Raw genomic sequence first — 24,277 nt, forward strand, 5'->3', positions numbered from 1 at the left:
GCCCTTAACATGATTTTACTATATTAATAGAATGTTTACTAGCCTTTAAAATCAGGTTCTCTCTTTTCAATAAATGCCGAAATGCCTTCTTTCGCATCATCAGACACAAAGACATCCCCAAAAAGATCGGATTCCCTCATGACCCCTTCATAGAAACGGTCATCTTTTGTATAACTCAACAGCTCGATTGCGGCTTTCATGGCGCCTGGGCTCTTCTTGGCGATTTTATTCGCCATTTCTTCAGCCTTGGCGAATAGCTCTTCTTCTTTGTATGCCTTATTGGCAAGCCCCCATTGGACTGCTTCCGTACCGCTGATCGGTTCGCTGGTCAATAGCATTTCTGCTGCCTTTGCCCTGCCGACAAGTTTCGGAAGGCGCTGCGATCCCGCAAAACCAGGGACAAGCCCCAATTGAAGTTCTGGCAGGCCAAGCTTGGCATTTTCAGATACAAGCCGGATATGACAGCCCATCGCCAGCTCCAGACCGCCTCCCAAAGCAGCGCCGTGAATGGCTGCGATGATCGGCTTCGAGAAGTTTTCCATCCGCTCGAATACATCCTGTCCCTTTTTGGCAAGCTGAGAAAATTCTTCTCCTGTTTCAATTGTCGTGAACTCTTTGATATCTGCTCCGGCCGAGAAGAATCGGCCTTCACCTTTCAAAAGGATGACCCGGACTTCCGGATTCCCTTCAAGTTCATCAAGGATGGCATCGATCTCCCTTATCAGACCGCTGGCAAGTGCGTTAGCAGGCGGCCGCTGTATGGTGACATGCGCTACCTTTCCTTCTAGTGTCCATGATAAATTTTCCATCTCTCATCCCCCTAAACTGTTTAGTTCCTGCCGCCACATCCATGAAGTAATAGTTTGTGTATAGCAGGGACTTGAGCCACTATATTATATTTTTGATCATTCATTACCCAGGTTGTGACCACTTCATCCAATGTCCCGAAGATCATCTGACGCGCGATCCGCACTTCAAGATCCTCAGGGAGTTCACCGGCCTCGATCCCGCTTATCAGGATTTTATCCACCAATTGTAGATATCCTTTTAACACATCGTTGATCTTGAAACGGATATCTTTATTGGATTGACGGAGCTCGAGCTGTGTGACAATGGCTAAATGATGATCTTCTGATAGAAGCTTGCAGTGATTTTCCACCATCACATATAATTTCTCTGAAACCGTCTGTTTTCCTGCTATCACTTCTTCTGTTTTTTCAATAAAGATGGACATTTTCTCCCTGAATAGTGAAATCAGGATGTCTTCCTTGTTTTTAAAATAAAGATAAATGGTGCCGTCTGCGACGCCTGCCTGCTTGGCGATCTTTGAGACCTGTGCCTGGTGATAGCCGTTTTCAGCGATCACAACGACTGCCGCATCGATGATTTGCTTATATTTGGGTTTATTTCGCTTCATAATTAGTTGACCTGCCTTATCAAAATATGAATGAATGGTCATTCATATTTAAATAATAAAATGTATGTGTCTGAATGTCAAGGAAGATCCTTGTCCCATTCTGCAAAAAAAGAGAGCGAATCCCATGAAAGATTCACAGTTTTGATTTTAGCTTAATTTCTTCTCTTCTTCTACCTTTTTACGTTCTTCGTCCACAAGGGCTCTCCTTAATATCTTTCCTACTGCGGTTTTAGGGAGTTCTTTCCTAAATTCATAAATCTTCGGAACTTTATAGGCAGCGAGATACTTCCGGGCAAATTCGTCCAGTTCTTTCTCTGTAAGGGATTTCCCTTCCTTCAATACAACATATGCTTTGACCGTCTCACCGCGGTACGGATCCGGAACCCCTGCTGCAACCACTTCCTGTATAGCCGGGTGTTCGTAAAGAACTTCTTCTATTTCCCTTGGATAGATATTAAATCCGCCTGCTATGATCATATCTTTTTTCCTGTCGACCACATAGAAGTATCCTCTTTCGTCCATATAACCCAAATCACCGGTCAAAAGCCATCCATCTTTCAATGTCTGTTCCGTTTCTTCAGGTCTGTTCCAATATCCTTTCATCACTTGAGGACCCTTGACTGCGATTTCACCTATTTCCTTCATGGGCAGAGGTTCGCCTGTCTCAAGTGAAAGGACGGCACTGTCTGTACTCGGCCACGGCAACCCGATGCTCCCTTTTATTCTTTCTTTGTCCCAAAGGAAGTTAGCATGGGTGACCGGCGAAGATTCCGTAAGGCCATAACCCTCGACCAGCTTTCCTCCGGTGACTTCCTCGAATTCCTGCTGGACCTCAACAGGGAGCGGCGCACTTCCGCTGAGACATGAATCGATGGATGACAGGTCATATTTCTTCAAGTCGGGGTGATTCAAAATGCCGATATAGATGGTGGGTGCACCCGGAAACAACGTAGGCTTCTGTTTCTGTATCGTTTTCAATGTCGTTTCGACATCAAATTTCGGAAGCAGGATCATTTTGTACCCCTGCATGATGGAGAGGATCATCACTGCCGTCATCCCGTACACGTGGAAGAAGGGGAGAATGCCCAGGATTTTTTCTTCTCCTTTTTTACATTTATACAGCCACGCATCACACATCGAGGCATTCGCCACCAGATTTTTATGCGTCAGCATGACTCCTTTCGGAAATCCGGTTGTCCCCCCTGTATATTGGAGAAGGGCTATGTCATTCTCGAAATCAAATTCGCCCGGTATCGGTTCGGCTGCCGGTGAAGCCATGATATCTTTGAACAGATGATTCTGCTCGGAAGGTTCCACCTTGACGACGATACCGTACTGCTTCTTTTGGATGAAAGGATAAATCATATTCTTTGGAAATGGGAGGTATTCTTTGATAGCGGTTACAATGATGTGCTGCAGATCTGTTGATCCCATGACTTTTGACACCCTCGGGTAAAGAATGTCCAGCGTAAGGATGACCTTTGCCCCCGAGTCTTTCATCTGATATTCAATTTCCCTTTCTGTATATAGCGGATTGGTTTGCACCACCACCCCGCCTGCATAAAGGACACCGTAATAAGCAATGACAGACTGCGGTGTATTTGGAAGCATGATGGCGACACGGTCCCCTCTTTCAATCCCGAGCCCCCTCAAGTAATTGGAAAACTTCAATGCGGAGTCGTACACTTCATGATACGTCAATTCTTTCCCCATAAAATGGATGGCGGATTTGCTGCCATACAGTTCAGCCGCCTCGGTTAAAAAAGAGTGCAAAGGTTTCTCAGGCAGCGTCAATTCACCGGGAATCTCATCCGGATACTCTGCAAGCCAGGGTTTCGTCATTGTAATCCCTCCTTCATAATATTTCGAAAATTTAGTTCTTTTCACTATTATAATATAAGGGGACACCACTTACAATTTGAATTACCATTCATTCGTGACTTAATTCCCACTCTTATTTCAGAAGTATATGAATTGGTTTCATTAATTTGTCTCTTTCTTTAAAGGATATGATGCCATGCTTTTCCCACATGCCGGACACGTTCTCCATTCTGCTTCCCCTGCCGTATTACCCATAAAGTGAAACACCCCTGTACCAAATGACCGAATATTAAGAAATCAGCTTTCTTTATCTAAAAATCATGTTACACTTTTGGTGAAACGTTTCGATAACATGATTGGAAGGGGTATTGCATATGAAAAAGAATATCAGTCTGTTCACGATTTTTAGTCTGATCATCAGTCTCCTGTACATCCCTGCTGCTTCGGCACAGGGAAAAGACGGCAGGGACATCGCTTTCCGCGCAGAATTGAAAGCGATTGCAAAGAAGACGTATACGTATTATGAGGATCATACCGATCCGGCTACCGGCCTTACATTTGATGAAACGCGTTACACCGAGGAAGGGAAGAAAAATGCGGAGCATACTTCCCCTACCAATATCGGGATGTATATGATGAGCACTGTTTCTGCACAGGAGATGGGGTTCATTTCAAAAGAAGAAGCGGTCGACCGTATACAAGTTACCTTGAATACGCTGGAATCGATGAAAAAATGGAACGGGCTGTTTTATAACTGGTACTACACCAAGGACGGTTCCCTGAAAAAAGACTGGGGCCAATTCATCTCCCAGGTGGATAATGGCTGGCTTTCTGCAGGATTGATCGTCGCCGGACAAGCTTATGATGAACTGAACGGCCAGACAAGCAAAATGGTGGCGAACATGGACTATTCCACCCTGTATGACCCTGAAGTCGGTCAATTCCGCGGCGGATACGATGTTGCACAGGAAAAACTGACAGACCATCACTACGGGCTTCTCTATACCGAACCACGGGTTGCGAGTTATATTTCGATCGGGAAGGGAGATGTTCCAAAAGAGCACTGGTGGAAAATGGAGCGTACCATCCCGGCGGAGTGGGATTGGCAGTCTCAAATTCCGGAAGGTGAATATGCTGAATATGACGGTGTGTCCGTCTTTGAAGGCCACTATGAATACAGTGGCGTGAAATTCGTCCCAAGCTGGGGAGGCAGTATGTTCGAAGGCCTGATGCCGGGAATCGTTTTGAAGGAAAAAGAGCTTGGCAAACAGGCACTTGGACTGAATAACCAGCGTCACGTCGAACTGCAAATTCAATATGCCAAGGATAAAGGATACAAAGCATGGGGCTTCTCACCGGCAGCAACCCCTGACGGCTACAGTGAATTTGCCGCTACACCGCTCGGGACATCTGGCTACGCAGACAAATCGACCGTCACCCCTCACGCATCCTTCCTTGCCCTTGATTACGCACCTGATGAAGTGCGTAAAAACATTAAAGTGCTAAAAGGTATGGATATGTACGGAAAGTACGGATTCTATGATTCAGTCAATGTTGAAACAGGTGAAATGGCAAAAGCGTACCTTGCGCTTGATCAGGGAATGATCATGGTTTCGATCGCAAATTACCTTAAAGACGGAGTGATCCGTGATTACTTCCACCAGGACCCGATCGGGAAAAAGCCTGAGGAACTGCTAGAGAAGGAAGTTTTTTCGATTCAATAAATCGTTTAGGTGCTGGAACAAAAGGAGTTTAACCTAAGTATACCCGAACTAATTTGCAGTCAGTATGGCAAATCAGTTCGGGTTTTTATATTTTGTACCTTGGTTCTATTAGTTTTAGATAGTTCCAGCGGTTGATTGGAGTGCATGACGAAGACTCCGGCGGGAAAAGCGAGTTAGGTGAGACCCCACAGGAGCGAATGCGACGAGGAGGCTCACCAACCGCCCGCGGAAAGCGAAGTCTTGCACGGAAATCATTAGCGGTAATAAGAGCATCCATTGAAATGTTTGTCTCTAGGAAGGATCATTTTATTTCTGCCTTTATAAAAATAGGCTGCCTCATTGATTGAGACAGCCTTCCCTTAGGTGAAAAATACCATATAAATAATTCCGACCAGAATAAATCCTGCACATAAAACGAGTAAAACTTTCGCTAATGTTTCCATAGTTCCTCTCCTTACGAAATCCCTGCCCCTATGACATAAGACAAACCGACCGAAATGACAAGTGAAATGAAGCCGACCGCACGATTATCCTTTTCAATTTCTTCATCAATTTTAAACTTCGGCGTTAAAAATTCATAAATGAAATAACCGATCAGCAGGAGGAAAAAACCGAAGAATCCCCACCCGATCGTTGTGAGGACCGAATCGTTCTGCTGAATGGAATACCGGAAAATATTCGCTATCCCCAATATCTTTCCGCCGGTTGCCATGGCAACGGCCAAGTTGCCTTTTTTGATTTCTTCCCAGTTTTTATATTTGGTGACCAGTTCAAATATAGTCAGGAAAAGGATGAGGCATAGTATGACGACACTGTAGTTCCCGGCCGTTTGAATATATTCATTCTCCCAAAAATTCTCCATTGTTCCGCTCCCTATGCTTATTTAAACTTCACGACCGTGACACCCGTTCCGCCTTCACCGGCATCACCGAAGCGAATACTTTTTACAGAACGGTGATTTTTCAGATATTCCTGTACACCCTGTCTCAGGGCCCCGGTGCCTTTCCCATGAATGATGGACACTTGAGGATATCCCGCAAGAAGGGCGTCATCAATATATTTCTCCACCCTGGAGAGGGCGTTATCAAACCGCTCCCCCCTGAGATCCAGCTCTACGCTGACATGAAAATCTTTTCCTTTCACCACGGCAAGAGGTTTGGTTTCAACCTTCTGCTGCGTCTGGATGAATTCGAGGTCCGATTCCTTCACCTTCATCTTCATGATGCCCATTTGTACCTGCCATTCTTTGGCTGACACTCTTTCTACCAGGTGGCCTTTCTGGTCGAAGCTTATCACTTTGACTTCGTCCCCGGGCTGGAAATCACGTTTGGTACTTTGGGTCTTCTTCTTTTGCAGGGAAGACTTCGGAAGCTGAGGTGCTGCTCCTTCAAGCTGCTTCCTTGCTTCGATCAGCTCATGTTCCTTGATCTGAGCCGATTTTTCCTGCTGCATCTTCCGCAGATCCTTGATGACGCGTTCTGCTTCCTCCTTGGCTTTTTCCACCACAGTCTCGGCTTTTTGCTGTGCTTTTTCAAACATTTGGTCTTTCTTTTCGTAATACTCCATCATTTGCTTTTGCATGTCTTTATGCATTTTCTCTGCCTGCTTTAATAATTCATGCGCTTCTTCCAGTTCTTTTTCACCCTGGCGTCTGCTTTCTTCCAATGAGGCGATCATGTTTTCGACTTCTTTACTGTCAGTGCCGATGTGAGACTTCGCACGCTGGATGACAGTTTCAGACAGGCCAAGGCGTTTGGAGATTTCGAATGCGTTACTTCTCCCCGGTACACCTAGCAGCAGCTTATAGGTCGGACTCAGTGTTTCAACGTCAAATTCAACGCTTGCATTGACGACGCCTTCACGGTTATAGCCGTACGCCTTTAATTCAGGATAGTGGGTTGTCGCCACCACCCTTGCGCCTTTGCCGTGTACCTCATCCAGGATGGAAATGGCGAGTGCCGCACCTTCCTGAGGGTCGGTACCTGCCCCGAGTTCATCAAATAGCACAAGGCTTTCGTGATCCACTTTATTTAAGATATCAACGATGTTGACCATATGGGAAGAGAACGTACTCAAACTTTGTTCGATCGACTGCTCGTCCCCGATATCAGCATAAATCGAATGGAAGATCCCTACTTCCGAGCCGTCGAGAGCGGGGATAGGCAGTCCTGCCTGGGCCATGATGTTTGTAAGGCCGAGCGTTTTGAGCGTGACGGTCTTCCCTCCCGTATTAGGACCGGTGATGACAATCGATGAGAAATCAGTGCCCAATTCAATATCATTGGCCACTGCTTCGTCCATCGGGAGCAGCGGGTGACGTGCTTTATTCAGTTTGATGCGCCGTTCATCGTTGATGATCGGTTTGGACCCTTTGATGGAATGGCCGAATTTTGCTTTTGTAAACATGAAATCGATGTCTGATAACACATTTGCGATGATGAGCAATTCTTCTGCGGCTTCCTGTATTCTTCCGGATAGGGCTAGAAGGATCTTTTCAATTTCATTCTGCTCTTTCAAGCGCAATTCGCGAAGCTGGTTATTTAATTGTACGATTGCTTCCGGTTCAATGAACAGGGTCTGCCCGGAAGAGGATTGATCGTGGATGATCCCACCGTAATGTCCTCTATACTCCTGCTTTACAGGGATGACATAGCGGTCATTACGGATGGTGATGATCGCATCGGACAGCATCTTTGATGCATTTGAAGACCGGATCATGCGCTCGAGCTTTTCCCTTATCCGCCCTTCGTTGGCGCGAAGCTGTGTACGGATGGAACGCAGTGTATCGCTCGCGGAATCCAGAATCTCCCCGTTATCATCCACTACATTCCTGATTTCCTGCTCCAGATGCGGGAGCGGTATGATTGAACCCAGTTTTGTCTCAAGGAGGGGGATGGACACTTCATCGTCGACCAATTCATCAACAAATGTCTTCAGCTTCCTGCTTGCACGGATGGTACTCCCGATCTGTACAAGTTCCCCGGGGGACAGCATGCCTCCGATTCCTGCCCGTTTCACGTGGGGACGAATATCAAAGATGCCCCCTAACGGCGCATGTCCCTTCAAACGAAGGATCTTCATCGCTTCATCCGTTTCTTCATGCATGGCGGTAATCTCTTCGAAGTCTGTCGAAGGAGCCAGGGTTGTGACCCTTGCATGCCCGAGTGCCGAAGCGGCAAACCCTTTCAATAATTCCTTTATTTTATCAAATTCCAGTGTTTTCAGTACTTTAGAATTCACAAGTTTCTTCCACCTTTTATAAGAAAAGCGCAAGCGCCCTGTTCAGCACCGACAAGCGGGCGGACCTCAACGTCTCGGGGAGCTGGGCGCTGGAGCTGGCCATTTCTCAAGTTTAAGTTTTTTTCCTTTAAAAAATCAATCATTCCGATTTAAGAAGTCCAATAGGTCTTCTTTGTCCCATGTGTTGATAACGGTGTCTTTCTTGATCCAGCCTTTTCTCGCTGCTGCAACACCGATATTCATGAATTCAAGATGTTCGTGGCTGTGTGCATCGGTATTGATGAAAAGCTTAACCCCGCTTTCCTGGGCTTTCCGGATATTTTCCGCGGAAAGATCCAGCCTGTTGGGATTTGCATTAAGCTCTAGGGCCGTATCCGTCTCTTTGGCAAGCTCTATAAGCAGATCCATGTCCACATCATACCCTTCTCTCCGTCCGATGATTCTGCCTGTCGGATGGGCGATGATATCTACATGTTCACTATCTAGTGCCGTTTTCAGACGTTCCATGATCTTTTCCTGCGGCTGCGAAAAGCTCGAGTGTATGGATGCGATGACGAGATCGACTTTTTCAAGGATGTCATCGCAGTAATCAAGCGATCCGTCCGGCAGGATATCCATTTCAATCCCTGACAGGACTTCTATTTCATCATATTTATTATTGATTTGCTTGATTTCTTCAATTTGTTTCAGCAGGCGTTCATCAGTCAGTCCATTCGCCACACGCAAATATTTCGAATGGTCGGTGATGGCCATGTACTGGTAGCCTTTGTCGATGCATGCTTGTACCATCTCCTCGATGGAATAGGCTCCGTCCGACCAGGTCGTATGCATATGCAGATCGCCTTTGATATGAGAGGAATCAATCAAATCATAGTCCTCTTTATACTCATCCACTTCTTTGCCGTCCTCCCTTAATTCCGGGGGAATGAATGGCAGATTGAAATGGGCATAGAATTCTTCTTCTGTTTCGAATGTTTTGATCTCACCTGTTTCACTGTTTTCAACGCCGTATTCACTAATTTTCTCACCGCGTTCCTTCGCAAGCTGCCTCATCCTGACATTATGATCTTTAGATCCGGTGAAGTGATGAAGTGTCGTAGCGAATTCCTCCGGTTTGACGATCCTGAAATCGATGCTGACATCCCATCTATATTGCAGGGTGAGGGAAACCTTTGTCTCTCCGGCAGCGATGATTTCAGTGATGGCAGGAAGTTTCAATAGCTCTTCTTTTACCTTTTTCGGCTTATCCGTTGAAATGATGAAATCGAGGTCTTTGATCGTTTCCCGCATTCTCCTCAGGCTTCCCGCTCTTAAGAAGGTATTGATTTCCTTGATGTTTGTCAAGGAAGCTTCGATTTCTTCCGCTATTCCTGTCATGAAGGCAATAGGCAGCCGCTCCGGTCGTTTACCTGCCTGGGCGATCGCTGCCAGGATTTTTTCTTCAGTCTTTTTGCCGAACCCCGGCAGCCCCTGTACTTTCTCCGAACGGCAGACTTCCTCCAGGTCTTCAATCCCCTCCACGCCAAGCTCGCTGTACAGCTTGGCAATCTTCTTGCCTCCGAGTCCCGGGAGCTGAAGAAGCGGGACCAATCCCTCCGGCACTTCTGACTTCAGTTCTTCGAGCACCGAAGAAGACCCTTCCTTGATATACTCTTCGATTACACCCGCCGTACCCTTTCCGATTCCGCTCAGTTTGGTGAAGTCACTGATATCACTCAGACTGCGGTCATCGTTCTCGAGCGCAAGCGCCGCTTTCCTGTAAGCCGATATTTTAAAAGAGTTCTCACCCTTAAGTTCCATATAAATCGCAATCGTTTCCAATAATTTGATAATATCCTTTTTATTCATCCCATCCACCTGCATTCCTCTATAAAAATAAACTCATCCGTTATACTTCTCTTCTTATATAGTAGCAAAATAACCGAAAAAAGAAAGCGATGCAATTGGAATCCTGGTGATTTTTGGCTTATCGAGTGAAACGAACGTTTCACTCGCTTTTCAGCTATGCTGAAAAGTCGCCAGTATGGAAATGCCCTGAGGCACAAATGCATTTGTGCCTCAGGGCATTTCCATACTGGCGGAATAAGCCAAAAATCAGGACTCATACAGTGAAAAAAGCTGACTTTTTAAGGAAGGATGATAGGTTAAGGAATATCCTTAACTGCAATCATATTAACCTTTTCAAGTCAGCTTCTTAAATTAAGCTCCGTTTTGAATCCACCAGTCTTTTACCATGTCCGAAAATACAGGAGTATGTTTGACCATCGCCTGTGCAATGAATGAATCGTTTATGAATGACTGGACGGTATCGATCGGCAGCAGGACGGCAATGAATAATAGTATAAAGATGATCAGATACGTTTCGATCAGCCCCAGCAGCCCTCCTCCTAATACATTCAACTGTTTAAGGATAGGAAGATGTGCTACAAAATCGAGCATGGAACCGAAGATATGAACGATGATCTTGACCGCAAAGAAAATCATCGCAAATGCGATAACACGGTAATACGCCTGATCCATGTTGGTCATTTCAAAAAGCATCTGCAGCTTTGATTGTTCATCAAGACTCGGATACGGAATCCAAAGTGTAAGTTTTGGTGCAAGCTGATCATAATATATGTATGCTACAATAAAAGCAATGATAAAACCTGTCATATGGACAGCCTGCAGGATGAAGCCGCGTCTCAGACCGGTCAAAAATCCCACTAACAGGATAATGAATAAAACTAAATCAAGCATGACTTTTTCAACCCTTTAAGCGTTTAATTTCTCTTTCCAGCTCTTCAAACTGTTCTTTCAGTTTGACATAATCATTGACAGCATTGACGGCTGTCAACACTGCGAGCTTGCCAGTATCAAGAGATGGATTCATAGATTTGATTTCTCTCATTTTGTCATCCACTTTCGAACAAACAAATCGAATTTGACTTGTCGACTCAGTACCGACAATAGTATATTGTTGACCATATATGTCTACAGTGGTGCGATTTTTTTGTTCATCAGACAATCCGAGTACCCCCTGTTCATAAGAATCCTAAACACTATCATACCATGAAATCTTTTTATTTTGAAAAAAAATTGTCTATTATCGTCACGTTTTTGGTTATTACATAGAAATTTGTCATAAGGAGAGGTTATTTTGGGAAATACAGTCATACAAGCAAACAGTGCATTAACATCGAAAATGAAAGATTACTATAAGGATACACTTGTCGGCAAGCTGCCCCCGGGTGCGGTATTTTCAGCGAAACCTGCAGGCTGCACAGTGACGGCATATAAATCAGGCAAGGTGCTGTTCCAGGGTGCTAACGGGGAGACGGAAGCAAAAAAATGGGGAACTGCCGAAACACCAAAGGTGAAGACAGCTTCCAAGGGAGCGGCCCTGCTCCCTGAAAATTTTGCAGAGTGGTCGATCATCGGCTCGGATGAAGTGGGGACTGGGGATTTTTTCGGCCCCATCACAGTCGTCAGTGCCTACGTTAAAAAAGAGCAGATCCCGCTTATGAAAGAGCTTGGCGTAAAGGACTCCAAAAACCTGAATGATTCTCAGATCATCTCCATTGCAAAAGACCTGATCAAGACCATTCCATACAGTTTACTGGTGCTTCATAACGACAAGTATAACCAGCTTCAAAGCAGCGGCATGACGCAGGGGAAGATGAAAGCGATCCTTCACAATCAGGCCATCCTTCATTTATTGGATAAAATGGCACCCGAAGAACCAGAAGGCATTCTGATTGACCAATTTGTTGAAAAAAACACGTACTATAAGCATATCAGCGCCCAGAAGAAAATACAGCGTGACCGAGTCTACTTCAGTACAAAAGGGGAAAGCATCCATATTGCGGTCGCTGCCGCGTCCATCATAGCAAGGTATGCTTTCCTGAAGGAAATGGATAAGTTAAGTTCAAGGGCAGGCGTCGAGATTCCCAAAGGGGCAGGCAAGCAGGTGGACGTTGCCGCTGCAAAGATCATCAAGCGAAAAGGTATTGAAGAGTTGAAGGCGATGACGAAGTGGCATTTTGCAAATAGTGAGAAGGCCATTCGGATTGCCCGAAAATAGAAAAGAACCCCCGCCTTTTTTGATCACGGCGGGGGTTTTTGTTTGCGAGTGGTCCAGTTTGAGGACGGGTAGCCGGCCATTTTTAAAGATTTTTCGACAAAATGATTATAAATTTCAAATCGGGATCGTATTTTTGGAATTAGGATCATAAATTCCGGATTAGGATCGTATTTTTGGAATCAGGATCATAAATCTTGGATTAGGAACGTATTTTTAGAATTAGGATTATAAACCGTTAACCTCATCAAAATTTGCCCCTTCCAACCCCCTCACCAAACCGCTATTACCATATAAATCACTTTTCCCCTGCCCACTCAGACAAAAACGTCCAAAAACAGCGGGTTTTTTCTAAAAAACAATAAAAAAGATGCCAGACCATATCCCTGGTCTGACACCCATAAAATATTATCCGCGCAGTTCTGCTCCGGCTTTTTCCTTAACAGCTGCAAGGACGCCGTCATGCACTTTCACGACTTCTTCATCCGTCAATGTCTTGGCAGGATCAAAATACTTAAGTGAGAAGGCAAGTGATTTCTTGCCAGGTTCCATGTGCCCGCCTTCATAAAGGTCGAATACGGCAACCTCCTTAAGAAGCTTGCCGCCTGCTTCTTGAATCACGGACTTCAGATCTCCTGCCTTCACATCCGTATCAACGACAAGGGCGATATCCCTTGTGATGGACGGGTGACGCGGAATCGGCGAGTAGCTCAGTGCAGGTTTTTCGTAGTGGAAGACCGGACCCGCTTTCATCTCGAATACATACGTTTCATTCAGATCAAGTTCCTTTTCCACTTCCGGATGGATTGCGCCGATGATTCCAATGACTTCACCATTCAACAGGATTTCTGCCGTTCTTCCGGGATGAAGGCCATCCATTGCTGTCTGGCGGAAGGATACGGCCTCTGATACACCGAGTTCTTCAAATAATCCTTCAAGTATTCCTTTTGCCACATAGAAATCAACGGCTTTCTTTTCTCCCTGCCATGGATGGCTGTGCCATAACCCTGTCAGCGCACCTGCGATATGCTCTTCTTCTACTGGAAGTTCTTCTCCGGATTCCTGCAAGAACACAGATCCCACTTCATAGAAAGCAAGAGAATCATTTTGGCGGGCCTTATTATAGGAAACCGCCTCCAGAAGCTGAGGGATGATGCTTAAACGCAGATTGCTGCGCTCTTCACTCATCGGCATCAAGAGACGCACCGGCTCTTTCACATCCAGGGCATATTTAGCGGCTTTATCATCATTCGTCAGTGAATAGGTGATTGCCTGCAGCAGGCCTGCTCCTTCCAGGTAACGGCGGACCGTACGGCGTTTTAATTGATGATTATTCAATCCACCCGGTGTGCTTTCACCCTTCGGAAGTGTAAGCGGAAGATTGTCATAGCCGTATAAACGGGCTACTTCCTCAAGCAGATCTTCGGGAATAGTGATGTCTCCCCTTCTTGTCGGTGCCGTGACCGTGAATGACGTTCCATCGACACTTACGTCGAATTGAAGGCGGCGGAAGATATCTTTCACTTCTTCAACCGAAATCGCAGTGCCCAATGAAGCGTTGATCTTCTCAAGAGTGATTTCCACGACTGCAGGCTCGACGTTCAATTCATCGAATAGAACCGTTCCTTCAAGGACTTCCCCGCCTGCGTACTCTGCCATAAGTGCAGCCGCACGCTCGCCTGCTTTCAGCACACGGTCCGGATCTACACCTTTTTCATAACGTGTACTCGCTTCACTTCGCAGGCCGTGATCTTTGGACGCACCCCTCACAATGGCACCTGTGAAATATGCTGCTTCGAGGAGTACAGTCGTTGTATCAGTTTGGACTTCAGAATTGGCTCCGCCCATAACCCCTGCAAGGGCAACCGGCTCTTCTCCGTTCGTGATCACCAGCTGACTTGAAGATAAGGTTCTTTCCGCATCATCAAGCGTGACAAATTTTTCACCATCTTTTGCACGGCGGACAAGGATTTCCTTCGATCCGAGGCGGTCATAATCGAACGCATGCAGCGGCTGGCCGTACTCCAATAGAATATAGTTCGTGATATCGACAACGTTATTGTGAGGACGGATCCCTGCCGCGATCAGTGCGTTCTGCATCCACATCGGTGAAGGACCGACCTTTACATCTTTGATGATCTTCGCACCGTAAAGAGGATTATCGTCCTTCGCTTCCACGCTTACAGTGACGTAGTCGGATGCCTTTTCTTTGCCTGATGACTGACCCGCTTCCGGAAGCTTCACGCCGCGGTCTAAGATGGCAGCCACTTCATAAGCTACGCCGAGCATGCTTAAGCAGTCAGAACGATTTGGTGTCAGACCGAGTTCAAGAATCGCATCATCCAGGTTCAGTAGTTCAACAGCATTGCTGCCGACCTCTGCATCTTGTGGGAAAACATAGATTCCTTCTGCATGCTCTTTTGGTACAAGCTTTCCTTCTACTCCCAGCTCCTGCAGGGAGCAGATCATCCCGTGGGATGCTTCACCACGTAGTTTTGCTTTTTTAATTTTAAAATTGCCGGGAAGAACCGCGCCGACTTTAGCGACAGCCACTTTTTGGCCTTTGGCGACATTCGGGGCGCCGCAGATAATCTGAACCGGCTCTTCTTCGCCGACGTCCACCTGGCATTTATTCAATTTATCTGCATCGGGATGGGGTTCGCACTCAAGGACATGCCCGACAACGACATTCTTGATTTCGGAGCCGATTCTTTCGACGCCTTCAACCTCGATTCCGCTTCTTGTGATTTTTTCTGCCAGCTCTTCAGGGGTCACGCCTGACAGATCTACATAGTTTTCCAGCCATTTATATGAAACAAACATGTTTTTACCTCCGCTCGATAATAGTGTTGCCTTACTCGGTCACTTTGAATTGTGTAACAAAACGGGTATCGTTCGTATAGAAATGACGAATGTCATCGATACCATATTTCAGCATCGCGATACGTTCTGGCCCCATTCCGAATGCAAAGCCTGTGTATTCTTTCGGATCAAAACCTGCCATCTCGAGAACATTCGGATGAACCATCCCCGCTCCAAGAATTTCGATCCAGCCCGTTCCTTTACATACGCGGCAGCCTGCTCCCCCGCAGATCTTGCAGGAAATATCCATCTCGACGGAAGGCTCCGTGAATGGGAAGAAGCTTGGGCGCAGACGGATTTCACGATCTTCGCCGAACATTTTCTTTGCAAACACATTCAGTGTGCCTTTAAGGTCACTCATGCGGATGTCTTTATCCACGACAAGTCCTTCAATCTGCATGAACTGATGTGAATGTGTCGCATCGTCCGTATCGCGGCGGTATACTTTACCGGGACAGATGATTTTAATCGGGCCCTTCCCTTTCGCAAGCTCCATCGTTCTTGCCTGAACAGGAGACGTATGGGTCCTGAGCAATGTTTCTTCTGTGATATAGAAGGAATCCTGCATATCGCGGGCTGGGTGTCCCTTCGGAAGATTCAACGCTTCGAAGTTGTAATAATCCTTTTCGACTTCTGGTCCTTCCGCAACCGTGTAGCCCATCCCGATGAATAAGTCTTCGATTTCTTCGATGATCATCGTGAGCGGATGGTGGTTCCCTTTCCTGACAGGACTGCCGGGCAGTGTCACGTCAATCGTTTCTGATTGAAGCTTCTTTTCCACCGCTTCTTTTTCGAGCTTTTCCTGCTTTGCTTCGATTTTCTCGGTGATGGCGCCGCGCACTTCATTCGCGAGGGCACCCATTTTAGGGCGTTCTTCAGCAGAGAGTTTGCCCATGCCTTTCAGTACTTCGGTTACAGGGCCTTTTTTTCCTAAGTAGGCAACCCGGATGCTGTTCAGTTCTTTCAGATCCTGTGCTTCGTTGATTTTTTCAATTGCTTCGGTTTGAAGGGATCGTAATTTATCCTCCATGTTTCTTCCTCCTTTATGATCGTGAATCAGGCAGTTTTATAAAAACAAAAAAACCCCATCCCTGGAAAGGGACGAGGTTATTGATCGCGGTACCACCCTTATAAGCGTATCAAATAGCGATACACTCACTTGATTCGGATAACGGCTTTGCCGGTGCATCTTTACATTCCTTTATGGAATGGTCCCGATGCCAACTCGAGAGGTGAAATGTTCACGCCATGTTTTTCTTAAGAATGCTTTCAGTCTGACGGCATTCTCTCCCTTAAAGAATCTCATGCGCTACTTGCCTCTGTCTTCGTTTTTAAAAAGTATATGTGCATAATTATAGTGAATTATTCCCGATATTTCAAACCATTTAAGAAAAATTATTGCCCATTTTTAAAATAATATAACAGGATGCCTGCCGCAATCGCGACATTCAGTGACTCGCTTTTCCCGTAGATGGGTATATACAGGTTTAGATCGGTTTGCATAAGGGTTTCCGGATTCATGCCGTTTCCTTCATTTCCTACGATCAGCGCGTAGGATTCCTCTGGTGTGATGGACGTGTACTCTTCCCCATTCTCAAGGGCAGTCCCGTAAACTGGGATCCCTTTTTCTTTCAGGTCACGAATGATGTCAGACAGGTCGCCCTTGATGACCGGCAGGTGAAAATGGCTTCCCTGTGCAGACCTGAGCACCTTCGGATTATAAAGGTCCACCGTCCCTTTTCCGAGGATGACCGCATCGATGCCGGAAGCTTCTGCGGTGCGGATGATCGTTCCTATATTCCCCGGATCTTGAAGTCCGTCCAAGATGAGGAATGTCTTGCTCCCATCAATTGATGCTGTTTCTTTTTGTCTGCAAACAGCAAACACGCCTTGAGTGGTTTCCGTGTCGGCGAGCACTTTTCCTGCTTCTTCGGATACCTGTATCATTTCGATGCCATCGAGATTCCATCTATTCGGGAGCTCGACGCCCTCGATAAAAATCAGCTCGAGAACAGTATCGTGCTGCTTTAAAGCTTCTTCTACAAGATGGAAGCCTTCGATTATATAAGATAGGGTCTGATCTCTTCCCTTTTTGGTCAATAATTTTTTCCACTGTTTCACGACAGGATTCTTAGAGGATTGAATAACCTTCAATCGTACCCGCTCCTTCATTTTACATTTCAAGTTTTCATTATACCCTAATTCAAATACATAATAAATCCGATTTGTGACAAGATAACAATGAATTCCTCATCCTAAACAAAAGGAGTAATGCTTGATGAATCTTAACTTGAGAAAAGCGGTCATACACAATGTTTCAGGAAACAGCCAGGAAGAATTGAAGGATACAATCGTCGATGCCATCCAGGGCGGAGAAGAAAAGACACTTCCAGGTTTGGGCGTCCTGCTTGAAGTGTTCTGGCAAAATGCCGACCCTCAGGAACAGCAGATGCTTCTTGAGACGCTCGAAGAATCATTACAGCAGCAGCCACAGCAATAAGGAAACGGGCAGCCACTCGGGGGCGGCCCGTTTTTCATTCACGGTTTTATCCTCTTCCCTTTAGTGGTATAAGGAAGCATAACCGCTTTTACCGGAAAGGAGAATTTTCAATGAGCAGTAAAAAGGCCTTATTAATCATAGACATGGTCAATACATTCGATTTCGACGGCGGGGAAGAATTATTATCAAACACAAAAAATATCGTCGATCCGGTCAAAGAGTTGAAAAACAAGGCAAAAAAAGCCGATATCCCCGTTATTTATGTTAACGATAATTACGGTTTATGGCAGGATAATATGAACGATATCATCGAGGTTTGCAAAAAGGGGAAAGGCAGGTCCATCATTGAAAAGATTCACCCGGATGAGGATGATTACTTCATCGTGAAACCGAAGCATTCCTGTTTTTTCGGTACACAGTTGGAAATACTCCTCCATCAGCTCGATGTTGACCATCTGATCCTGACCGGGATCGCGGGTGATATTTGTGTCCTTTTCACAGCGAACGATGCCTATATGAGAGAGTACGAATTGAGCATCCCGCTGGACTGCATGGCCTCGGAGACTAAAGAAGACAACGACAGTGCCGTCCATATCATCGAAAAAACGATCGACGCCGACCTGACCCGTTCGAGTGAAATGGAATTTTAAAAAGACCCTGCCCGAAAAGGCAGGGTCTTGCTTATGATCAATCAAACGTAATCTTTGCTACTGTATCTTTGTCTAACTTTTTGATAACTTCTGTAATCAGCTTCACTGCATTTTCATAATCATCTCGATGAAGCATGGCAGCATGTGAATGGATGTAGCGTGTCGCAATCGTGATAGAAAGGGCAGGTACCCCGTTTGCCGTCAAGTGAATCGCACCTGAGTCGGTTCCGCCGCCTGCAATCGCATCGAACTGATAAGGGATATTATGTTCATCCGCAGTCTCCGTCACAAAATCACGAAGCCCTTTATGAGAAACCATGCTGGCATCATAAAGGATGATTTGCGGGCCTTCACCCATTTTGCTTTGCGCTTCTTTTTCCGAGATCCCAGGTGTGTCACCGGCGATGCCGACATCGACACCGAATGCAATATCAGGCTGGATCTTCGCTGCCGAAGTTCTGGCTCCTCGCAGGCCTACCTCTTCCTGAACGGTACCCACGCCATAAACGACGTTTGGATGCTGTTCATTCTTAAGGTTTTTCAGGACGTCGATGGCGATCGCACACCCGATGCGGTTATCCCACGCCTTGGCAAGTAGCATCTTTTCGTTATTCATCACGGTGAATTCGAAGTATGGAACGACCATATCCCCAGGCTTTACGCCCCATTCCTGTGCTTCTTCTTTGCTTGAAGCCCCGATATCGATGAACATATCTTTAATATCAACAGGCTTCTTTCGTGCTTCCGCAGGCAGGATGTGAGGAGGCTTGGAGCCGATGATTCCAGTAACTTCGCCTTTGCTTGTCACAATCGTCACACGCTGGGCCAGCATGACCTGAGACCACCAGCCGCCGACAGTCTGAAAGCGGAGGAATCCTTTATTATCAATTTGTGTGATCATGAAGCCGACTTCGTCAAGGTGGCCTGCCACCATGATCTTGGGACCGTTTTCATCCCCGACTTTTTTCGCGATGAGACTTCCAAGGTTATCGGTCGTGATTTCATCTGCAAATGGCTCTATGTATCGTTTCATTACGTCCCTTGCTTCTTTTTCATTGCCCGGGACCCCTTTAGCATCTGTCAGATCTTTAAGCATGGTTAGTGTTTCGTCTAATTTTGTCATTCTTTCGACCCCCTAAATGTTTAAACTATTCTCATTATACTAAAATCTTCGCCTCACATCAAAAAATGCTTTCAGAATCTTGTTAATATCCTTTTTCCTGGCGTTCGTAATTCACCTTGTTTTTTTCTGCATAAGCGTCAAATACCTCGCTGCTTGAAAAGCCGAGGGTTTCGCCCAGTGTCAGATAGTGATTGAACAGGGAGAAATAATGCGTGACAGAACGTTCTTCCCTGAAATCGGTGACCGCTTTATAAACAAGAAGAAATTGTTCATTGAGCTCCTTTGCATCTGCATGTTTTTCATCCAGTTCAATTTCCTGCAGTCCTATTTCGAGGCCGAGGGACAGGATGAAGTGGATGCCGTCCACATATTCTTCCAAGATGACTTCTTTGGCGGAAGCTCCTTTTTTACTCCAAAACTTGAAACTTCTTGTCTCATTAGCAAGTTCTCCTATTTCAACAAGCAGGGCCAGAATCTTTCTGTCAACTAAATCCTCTTCTCCGAGTCCGTGTTCGCTTTCTATATGCTGATCAAGTTTCAGCTGCATATGCAGCAGTTTTTCAATATTCATCATGATTTTCTCCCCTTTCGAATTCTGCTTTCCCATTTAGTATGACAAACTTTTTCATATTTTTTAAATAAAAATGAAACCTTTTTGGATTAATGCCGTAAATAAAAGGAGAAGATCTATGCCTATGGAGGTAATTTATATGCTGTGGCTCATTCGTTTACTCATTCTTGCTCTTATCATTTACCTTTTTTACCGCAGCCTCAAGTATATCATCGATCCGAAGCGGAAGCTTGAGCTTGCCCAGGAACAGAAACGCTTTTATTTTCTTGATGACCAGGAAAACGTCCGGAAAAACTTTTACGTCACGTATAAAGGGGTCTTGTTTGAAGGCGAAAAATATCTAGGTACAACTGAAGATTCTTTTGAAGTGGTGTCAATCTTCGTGTGGGTCAATAATGTCTCTTCACTGAAGGGGCTGGGCTGTGAGGATTTTCATTATGTCCAGAATGAAATCAAAGAGCGCTATCCGAAGGCGAAGATTGATTGGAAGAGTCCAATCAATGAGCTTATGAGGAAATCGGATATATAAAGACAATAAATGCTTAAGGTGTGGAATATACACTTTGGGCATTTTTTAGGTCATGATGATTAACCTTCCGTCCACTTCAATCATAGGATACAAATAATGGGTTATGCTCCACTTCTGTCAAATCTGCATTACACCCGAGCCGCTTACAGTTTTGCAAAACCTAATCCATATGAAAGAAGTGAAGAAACGATGGGAATATCAACGGGGAAGTGGAAAAAATACCAATTGATGAAAAAGCACGGAGTACTGGCCCGTTACCTGCCAGAGACGTATTTGCTGAATGAAAAAACATTTTGGCACACCATCGGAAAACACGGAGCCGTCATGATAAAGCCTACAAAAGGGTATATGGGAAAAGGAATCGTCCAGGTGAGTTCAAAAGGAAATGATTCATACGAATTTCATGTACTTGAAAAAAAATATACGGTAGAGGGCAGAAAGCAGACGTTTGAACATCTGCTTAAACACTATTGCCTGAAAAAACATTATATCGTCCAGCAGAAGATCCCGCTGGTGACCTTCAAAGACTCCCCTTACGATATCCGCGTGATGGTACAGCGCAGAAGAAAACAGAGCGATTGGACGGTCACAGGGAAACTGGCAAAAGTGGCCGCCAAGGGATTCATCCTTACGAATTATCCTAAATATCTCATCACTGCCGATGATGCCATTGAACATTCCTCCTTCAAAGCTCCAAGCAGCCACCTCCAGGAAGAAATCGACCGCATCAGCGTCCTCACTGCCCAATACTTATCCGGCTATTACACCAATACCCGCACATTCGGTCTCGATATCGGCCTTGATGATCAAGCAAACATCTGGATCATCGAAGCCAACCTGGCACCTAGTGTTTCCATATTCAAAGCGCTCAAAGATGGTGAAGTTTATAAAAGGATCCTGAAATATAGAAGGGGATGAAAATAAGGCCCGTCCCCCGATGTGTTAACATCGGGGGACGGGCCTTCAACCTAAAGATCAATTTACTCAGGCAGCGGACAATACATATTGTTGAATGACTCAAACAGGACCCTTATCTCTTCAAGCCTCACACCACCTTCGTCAAAGGCTTCCCTGAACTTTGCCACCACTTCAGCAAGTGTCAATGGATATTGGACGTCAGGATGTGCTGCGTTCAGAAGTGCGGCTACAGTTTCCCTTGCCAGTGCATCAATACCAAGACCTGTCAGCACGTGCGTCTCACCCAAAGTAAAGTTGGATGAATAAACATTTCTGCCAAAAATAAAGTTAAAGAAGTTATTCGGACAGAATCCAACCCAAACATCGGGGTGATCGGCCCAGTATCGGACACTGCATCCTTGTGCTGCTCCCATTTTATTACCTCCCTTCTATTACGGAATATACTATTATATGAAAATGAATAAAAAAAGAGAGGGCCTGTCCCCAACTCCTTTTAGAACTTCCCTCTCCAGCTTTTTACCGATTCACATTTTACTGAGCCCTTCTATTCCATTGGACAATACATGTTATTATAGGAAGAGAACTCTGCGATTGTTTCTTCATACTCACCGGAATCATAGGCATCCTGAAATTTCTGGATGACTTCCATGGCTGTGAGTGGATAGTTCACCATAGGACTGACTGCATTCAGCAGCGCTGCAGATGCTGTCCTTGCCAGAGCCTCCAACCCGTCTCCTTCCAGTAGCAGCGCTTGAAGAAGGGTGATGTCAGGATTGAATGCCTGCCTCATAAAGATCATGTTGAACATGTTGTTCGGACAATATCCGACCCACTTATCTTGATTTTCTGCCCAGGTTTCTGAATTACATCCTTGGACTACTCCCATTTATATCCCCCCTTTACATATGGAATAGAATAGTATATGTCAATTGTACGGAATGGACAGGGCTGGCCAGATGGTTTGAAAGATATGTACGGGTCTATTACTTATAGGGAGTCTATCAAAAAAACACCCCTTCTCTTAAAAAAAGGGGTGCCTTTCCTTAGATATCTTCACCTAAAGGACAGATAAACTCAGTATTATAAAACTCAAATTGATTCTTCTGCGTCTCAATGGTTGTTGGATCTCCCGAATCAAATGCTGCCTGGAATTTCTCCCGGACCTCATTTACTGAAAACGGATAGTTCACGTTCGGGTTCGATGCATTCAACAATGCCCCTACAGCCTGCCTTGCCAGTGCATTGATTCCACCGCCCATAAGTTGAAGCGCTTCGAGCAACGTGATATCCGGATCGAATACCGCTCTCATAAAGACAACATTGAACAGGTTATCCGGACAGAATCCGACCCAATCCTCAGGGTGATTTTTCCAATATCCATCACTGCATCCTTGTGTTACTCCCATTCTTCCCCCCCCTATCATAGTAAGATACATTAGTATATGTCTTTGTGATTCACCCGACAGGGCTGGCATACCGTCTGAGGATCATGCGGAGTCCGTGATCAGTTTAATTTAGAAAAGCCGGCCAGCGCCTTCGCATATTCCAAGGGAGACCGGAACACGCGGTCCCTCAATTCCAAAGCCTTTATTTTCCCAAAACTTTCATGGCCATAGTTTGAATTGGCTTCCAGGAAATAGATATCTCCTTCCCCGTCAATAATGAAATCGAGTGCAACGTCCCCAAAGTGGCCGATATTCATATCGAGGCTCTCTCCCGCTTTAATGCAGGCATCTTTTATTCGTTCCGCTGCTACAGATGCTTTTGAATCGTCAAATCCATAATATTCTTTCAGTGCCTCTTCTCCTGGCAGAATCTTCTCTGTATATCGCAGATTCGTTATGACGCTTTCCGGTTTTGCAAGCCTCCCGATAAACCCTCTCAGCTTCCATTCCATGCTGCTGTCTTTCTGGATATATCCCCTGAAATCGACCTGTTTCCGATTGGTTTCAAAAGGGACTCCACGCTGTATGATATACCGGTTCTTTTTTACGATGTTTTTCAGGCTGGTAACACACTCTTCTTTTGTATGAAAATATTCCTTCACTTGTTTCCCTTTCACCACCCGGGTGACCCTGATGTGCTTTCTTTCTTTTTTAATCTGGATGATGCCGTACCCCCTTGCCCCGAATCTTTTCTTTAAATAAAGAACAGCATACGTTTCAAGCATTGAAAAAAGCTGTTCGAAGTCAGCAAATTTTTCTGTATAGGGGACGAGATCCCTTGCAGCGGGGTTCTTATACAGCGCCTGGTAAAATTCCCATTTGCCCGTCCCCCGGCTGTTGAAGAAACGTCCCCCTGTGAGGCGGTCAAGGAGGTGATATTTATTCCCTGTTCCTGCGACCGGCCTGTTGAATACCGCATCCGGAAATGGAAAAGTCCCCTCCGTCCATCGGCCATCTTTTCGTGCAGGGTTATAACAGAATCCTTTTACCGTCACAGCCCCTTCTTTCACTTCCGATAAAGGAAAGATGATCACCAGCCCTTTAATCCGCTGGTATGATTTGACCCAGCGTTTCAATATTTTGAGGCTTCTTTTATTGATATTCTTCATTCCGGCACCCCTTACAATACCGAGGATCGGGCCAGCATACAAATTATTTCCTTCAATTCTCCACTCGAATTCAATATCCTCGGGAATGGTGAAATCAAATAAGTCTGCCGGTACGCATATTGAATCTAACTCAGCCTCTCCGTCAAGGGTGACTGTCACTTCCTTTTTCCAAACTCCGATATGCAATACCGCTGCCCCCTCTTTAACATTAAACTTCTTTGCATCAGAGGGGTGCATCACGATGGTTCCACTCAATATGTTTCTTTTTTTTATAAACATTTACACACCTTCTATCTTCTTTCATTCTT

Annotated in this window: 24 protein-coding genes; 7 read left to right on the plus strand and 17 right to left on the minus strand. The window is 45.5% G+C overall.

The window, feature by feature from the left end; genetic code table 11:
- Positions 1-38 precede the first annotated feature (38 nt).
- The 3 genes from BHE18_RS13770 to BHE18_RS13780 form a co-directional block, all read right to left on the minus strand.
- Positions 39-809, minus strand: coding sequence for an enoyl-CoA hydratase (locus tag BHE18_RS13770; RefSeq protein ID WP_071619126.1), 771 nt, complete (start codon positions 807-809; stop codon positions 39-41).
- Between the two features lie 20 nt (positions 810-829).
- Positions 830-1,417, minus strand: coding sequence for a TetR/AcrR family transcriptional regulator (locus BHE18_RS13775; protein WP_071619127.1), 588 nt, complete (start codon positions 1,415-1,417; stop codon positions 830-832).
- A gap of 147 nt (positions 1,418-1,564) precedes the next feature.
- Positions 1,565-3,259, minus strand: coding sequence for an AMP-binding protein (locus BHE18_RS13780; RefSeq protein WP_071619128.1), 1,695 nt, complete (start codon positions 3,257-3,259; stop codon positions 1,565-1,567).
- 353 nt (positions 3,260-3,612) lie between these two features.
- Here BHE18_RS13780 and BHE18_RS13785 point away from each other — a divergent pair, with 353 nt between their 5' ends.
- Positions 3,613-4,962, plus strand: coding sequence for a glucoamylase family protein (locus BHE18_RS13785; protein ID WP_071619129.1), 1,350 nt, complete (start codon positions 3,613-3,615; stop codon positions 4,960-4,962).
- A gap of 131 nt (positions 4,963-5,093) precedes the next feature.
- Positions 5,094-5,309, plus strand: coding sequence for a hypothetical protein (locus BHE18_RS23630; RefSeq protein WP_071619130.1), 216 nt, complete (start codon positions 5,094-5,096; stop codon positions 5,307-5,309).
- A gap of 107 nt (positions 5,310-5,416) precedes the next feature.
- On the opposite strand, the gene BHE18_RS13795 is transcribed toward BHE18_RS23630, so the two are convergent.
- From BHE18_RS13795 to zapA, 5 genes are all read right to left on the minus strand, one after another.
- Positions 5,417-5,824: a DUF350 domain-containing protein gene (locus BHE18_RS13795; RefSeq protein WP_071619131.1), complete on the minus strand. Its 408-nt coding sequence runs from the start codon at positions 5,822-5,824 to the stop codon at positions 5,417-5,419.
- 17 nt (positions 5,825-5,841) lie between these two features.
- A complete protein-coding gene (locus tag BHE18_RS13800; protein WP_071619132.1) occupies positions 5,842-8,202 on the minus strand; it encodes an endonuclease MutS2 in 2,361 nt (786 codons plus the stop codon).
- A 135-nt stretch (positions 8,203-8,337) separates the two neighbouring features.
- Positions 8,338-10,050, minus strand: a complete 1,713-nt coding sequence (gene polX / locus BHE18_RS13805; protein ID WP_440480392.1) for a DNA polymerase/3'-5' exonuclease PolX — start codon at positions 10,048-10,050, stop codon at positions 8,338-8,340.
- Positions 10,051-10,401: 351 nt separating this feature from the next.
- Positions 10,402-10,941 carry a CvpA family protein gene (locus BHE18_RS13810; protein WP_071619134.1) on the minus strand — a complete coding sequence of 180 codons (540 nt, stop codon included), beginning with the start codon at positions 10,939-10,941 and terminating at the stop codon, positions 10,402-10,404.
- A gap of 7 nt (positions 10,942-10,948) precedes the next feature.
- On the minus strand, positions 10,949-11,209 hold the full coding sequence (gene zapA, locus BHE18_RS13815) for a cell division protein ZapA (RefSeq protein WP_071619135.1): 261 nt from the start codon (positions 11,207-11,209) through the stop codon (positions 10,949-10,951).
- Between the two features lie 132 nt (positions 11,210-11,341).
- Here zapA and rnhC point away from each other — a divergent pair, with 132 nt between their 5' ends.
- Positions 11,342-12,265, plus strand: coding sequence for a ribonuclease HIII (gene rnhC, locus BHE18_RS13820; protein WP_071619136.1), 924 nt, complete (start codon positions 11,342-11,344; stop codon positions 12,263-12,265).
- A 405-nt stretch (positions 12,266-12,670) separates the two neighbouring features.
- On the opposite strand, the gene pheT is transcribed toward rnhC, so the two are convergent.
- The 3 genes from pheT to BHE18_RS13835 all read right to left on the minus strand — a co-directional run bounded on the left by pheT (position 12,671) and on the right by BHE18_RS13835 (position 17,278).
- The gene (gene pheT / locus BHE18_RS13825) at positions 12,671-15,085 is read right to left on the minus strand and encodes a phenylalanine--tRNA ligase subunit beta (RefSeq protein WP_071619137.1); all 2,415 of its coding nucleotides are present in this window, start codon (positions 15,083-15,085) and stop codon (positions 12,671-12,673) included.
- A gap of 31 nt (positions 15,086-15,116) precedes the next feature.
- Positions 15,117-16,154, minus strand: coding sequence for a phenylalanine--tRNA ligase subunit alpha (gene pheS, locus BHE18_RS13830; RefSeq protein WP_071619138.1), 1,038 nt, complete (start codon positions 16,152-16,154; stop codon positions 15,117-15,119).
- 365 nt (positions 16,155-16,519) lie between these two features.
- Positions 16,520-17,278 (minus strand): TrmH family RNA methyltransferase, encoded by a 759-nt coding sequence (locus tag BHE18_RS13835; protein WP_071619139.1) that lies wholly within the window; start codon positions 17,276-17,278, stop codon positions 16,520-16,522.
- 124 nt (positions 17,279-17,402) lie between these two features.
- Here BHE18_RS13835 and sspI point away from each other — a divergent pair, with 124 nt between their 5' ends.
- A complete protein-coding gene (sspI, locus tag BHE18_RS13840; protein ID WP_071619140.1) occupies positions 17,403-17,624 on the plus strand; it encodes a small acid-soluble spore protein SspI in 222 nt (73 codons plus the stop codon).
- A gap of 110 nt (positions 17,625-17,734) precedes the next feature.
- Positions 17,735-18,274 (plus strand): isochorismatase family cysteine hydrolase, encoded by a 540-nt coding sequence (locus tag BHE18_RS13845; RefSeq protein ID WP_071619141.1) that lies wholly within the window; start codon positions 17,735-17,737, stop codon positions 18,272-18,274.
- A gap of 37 nt (positions 18,275-18,311) precedes the next feature.
- Here BHE18_RS13845 and BHE18_RS13850 read toward each other — a convergent pair whose 3' ends face one another.
- Entirely contained in the window at positions 18,312-19,397 is a 1,086-nt protein-coding gene (locus tag BHE18_RS13850; RefSeq protein ID WP_071619142.1) for a M42 family metallopeptidase, read from the minus strand.
- An 82-nt stretch (positions 19,398-19,479) separates the two neighbouring features.
- Complete coding sequence (locus BHE18_RS13855; RefSeq protein ID WP_328585884.1) at positions 19,480-19,971, minus strand: dUTP diphosphatase; 492 nt, start codon at positions 19,969-19,971, stop codon at positions 19,480-19,482.
- A gap of 136 nt (positions 19,972-20,107) precedes the next feature.
- Between BHE18_RS13855 and BHE18_RS13860 the strand changes: the two genes are divergently transcribed.
- Both BHE18_RS13860 and BHE18_RS13865 read left to right on the plus strand, forming a co-directional pair.
- Positions 20,108-20,497 carry a sigma-w pathway protein ysdB gene (locus BHE18_RS13860; protein ID WP_071619320.1) on the plus strand — a complete coding sequence of 130 codons (390 nt, stop codon included), beginning with the start codon at positions 20,108-20,110 and terminating at the stop codon, positions 20,495-20,497.
- A 96-nt stretch (positions 20,498-20,593) separates the two neighbouring features.
- Complete coding sequence (locus BHE18_RS13865; protein ID WP_083573793.1) at positions 20,594-21,415, plus strand: YheC/YheD family protein; 822 nt, start codon at positions 20,594-20,596, stop codon at positions 21,413-21,415.
- 62 nt (positions 21,416-21,477) lie between these two features.
- Here BHE18_RS13865 and BHE18_RS13870 read toward each other — a convergent pair whose 3' ends face one another.
- From BHE18_RS13870 to BHE18_RS13885, 4 genes are all read right to left on the minus strand, one after another.
- Positions 21,478-21,828, minus strand: coding sequence for a hypothetical protein (locus BHE18_RS13870; protein WP_071619143.1), 351 nt, complete (start codon positions 21,826-21,828; stop codon positions 21,478-21,480).
- Positions 21,829-21,959: 131 nt separating this feature from the next.
- On the minus strand, positions 21,960-22,301 hold the full coding sequence (locus BHE18_RS13875; protein ID WP_071619144.1) for a hypothetical protein: 342 nt from the start codon (positions 22,299-22,301) through the stop codon (positions 21,960-21,962).
- Positions 22,302-22,458: 157 nt separating this feature from the next.
- Positions 22,459-22,821, minus strand: coding sequence for a hypothetical protein (locus BHE18_RS13880; RefSeq protein WP_071619145.1), 363 nt, complete (start codon positions 22,819-22,821; stop codon positions 22,459-22,461).
- Positions 22,822-22,919: 98 nt separating this feature from the next.
- Positions 22,920-24,248 (minus strand): YheC/YheD family endospore coat-associated protein, encoded by a 1,329-nt coding sequence (locus tag BHE18_RS13885; RefSeq protein ID WP_071619146.1) that lies wholly within the window; start codon positions 24,246-24,248, stop codon positions 22,920-22,922.
- Positions 24,249-24,277: the final 29 nt, after the last annotated feature.

The sequence above is a fragment of the Rossellomorea aquimaris genome (assembly GCF_001877785.1).
In the GTDB taxonomy this organism is placed as follows: Bacteria; Bacillota; Bacilli; order Bacillales; family Bacillaceae_B; genus Rossellomorea; species Rossellomorea aquimaris_A.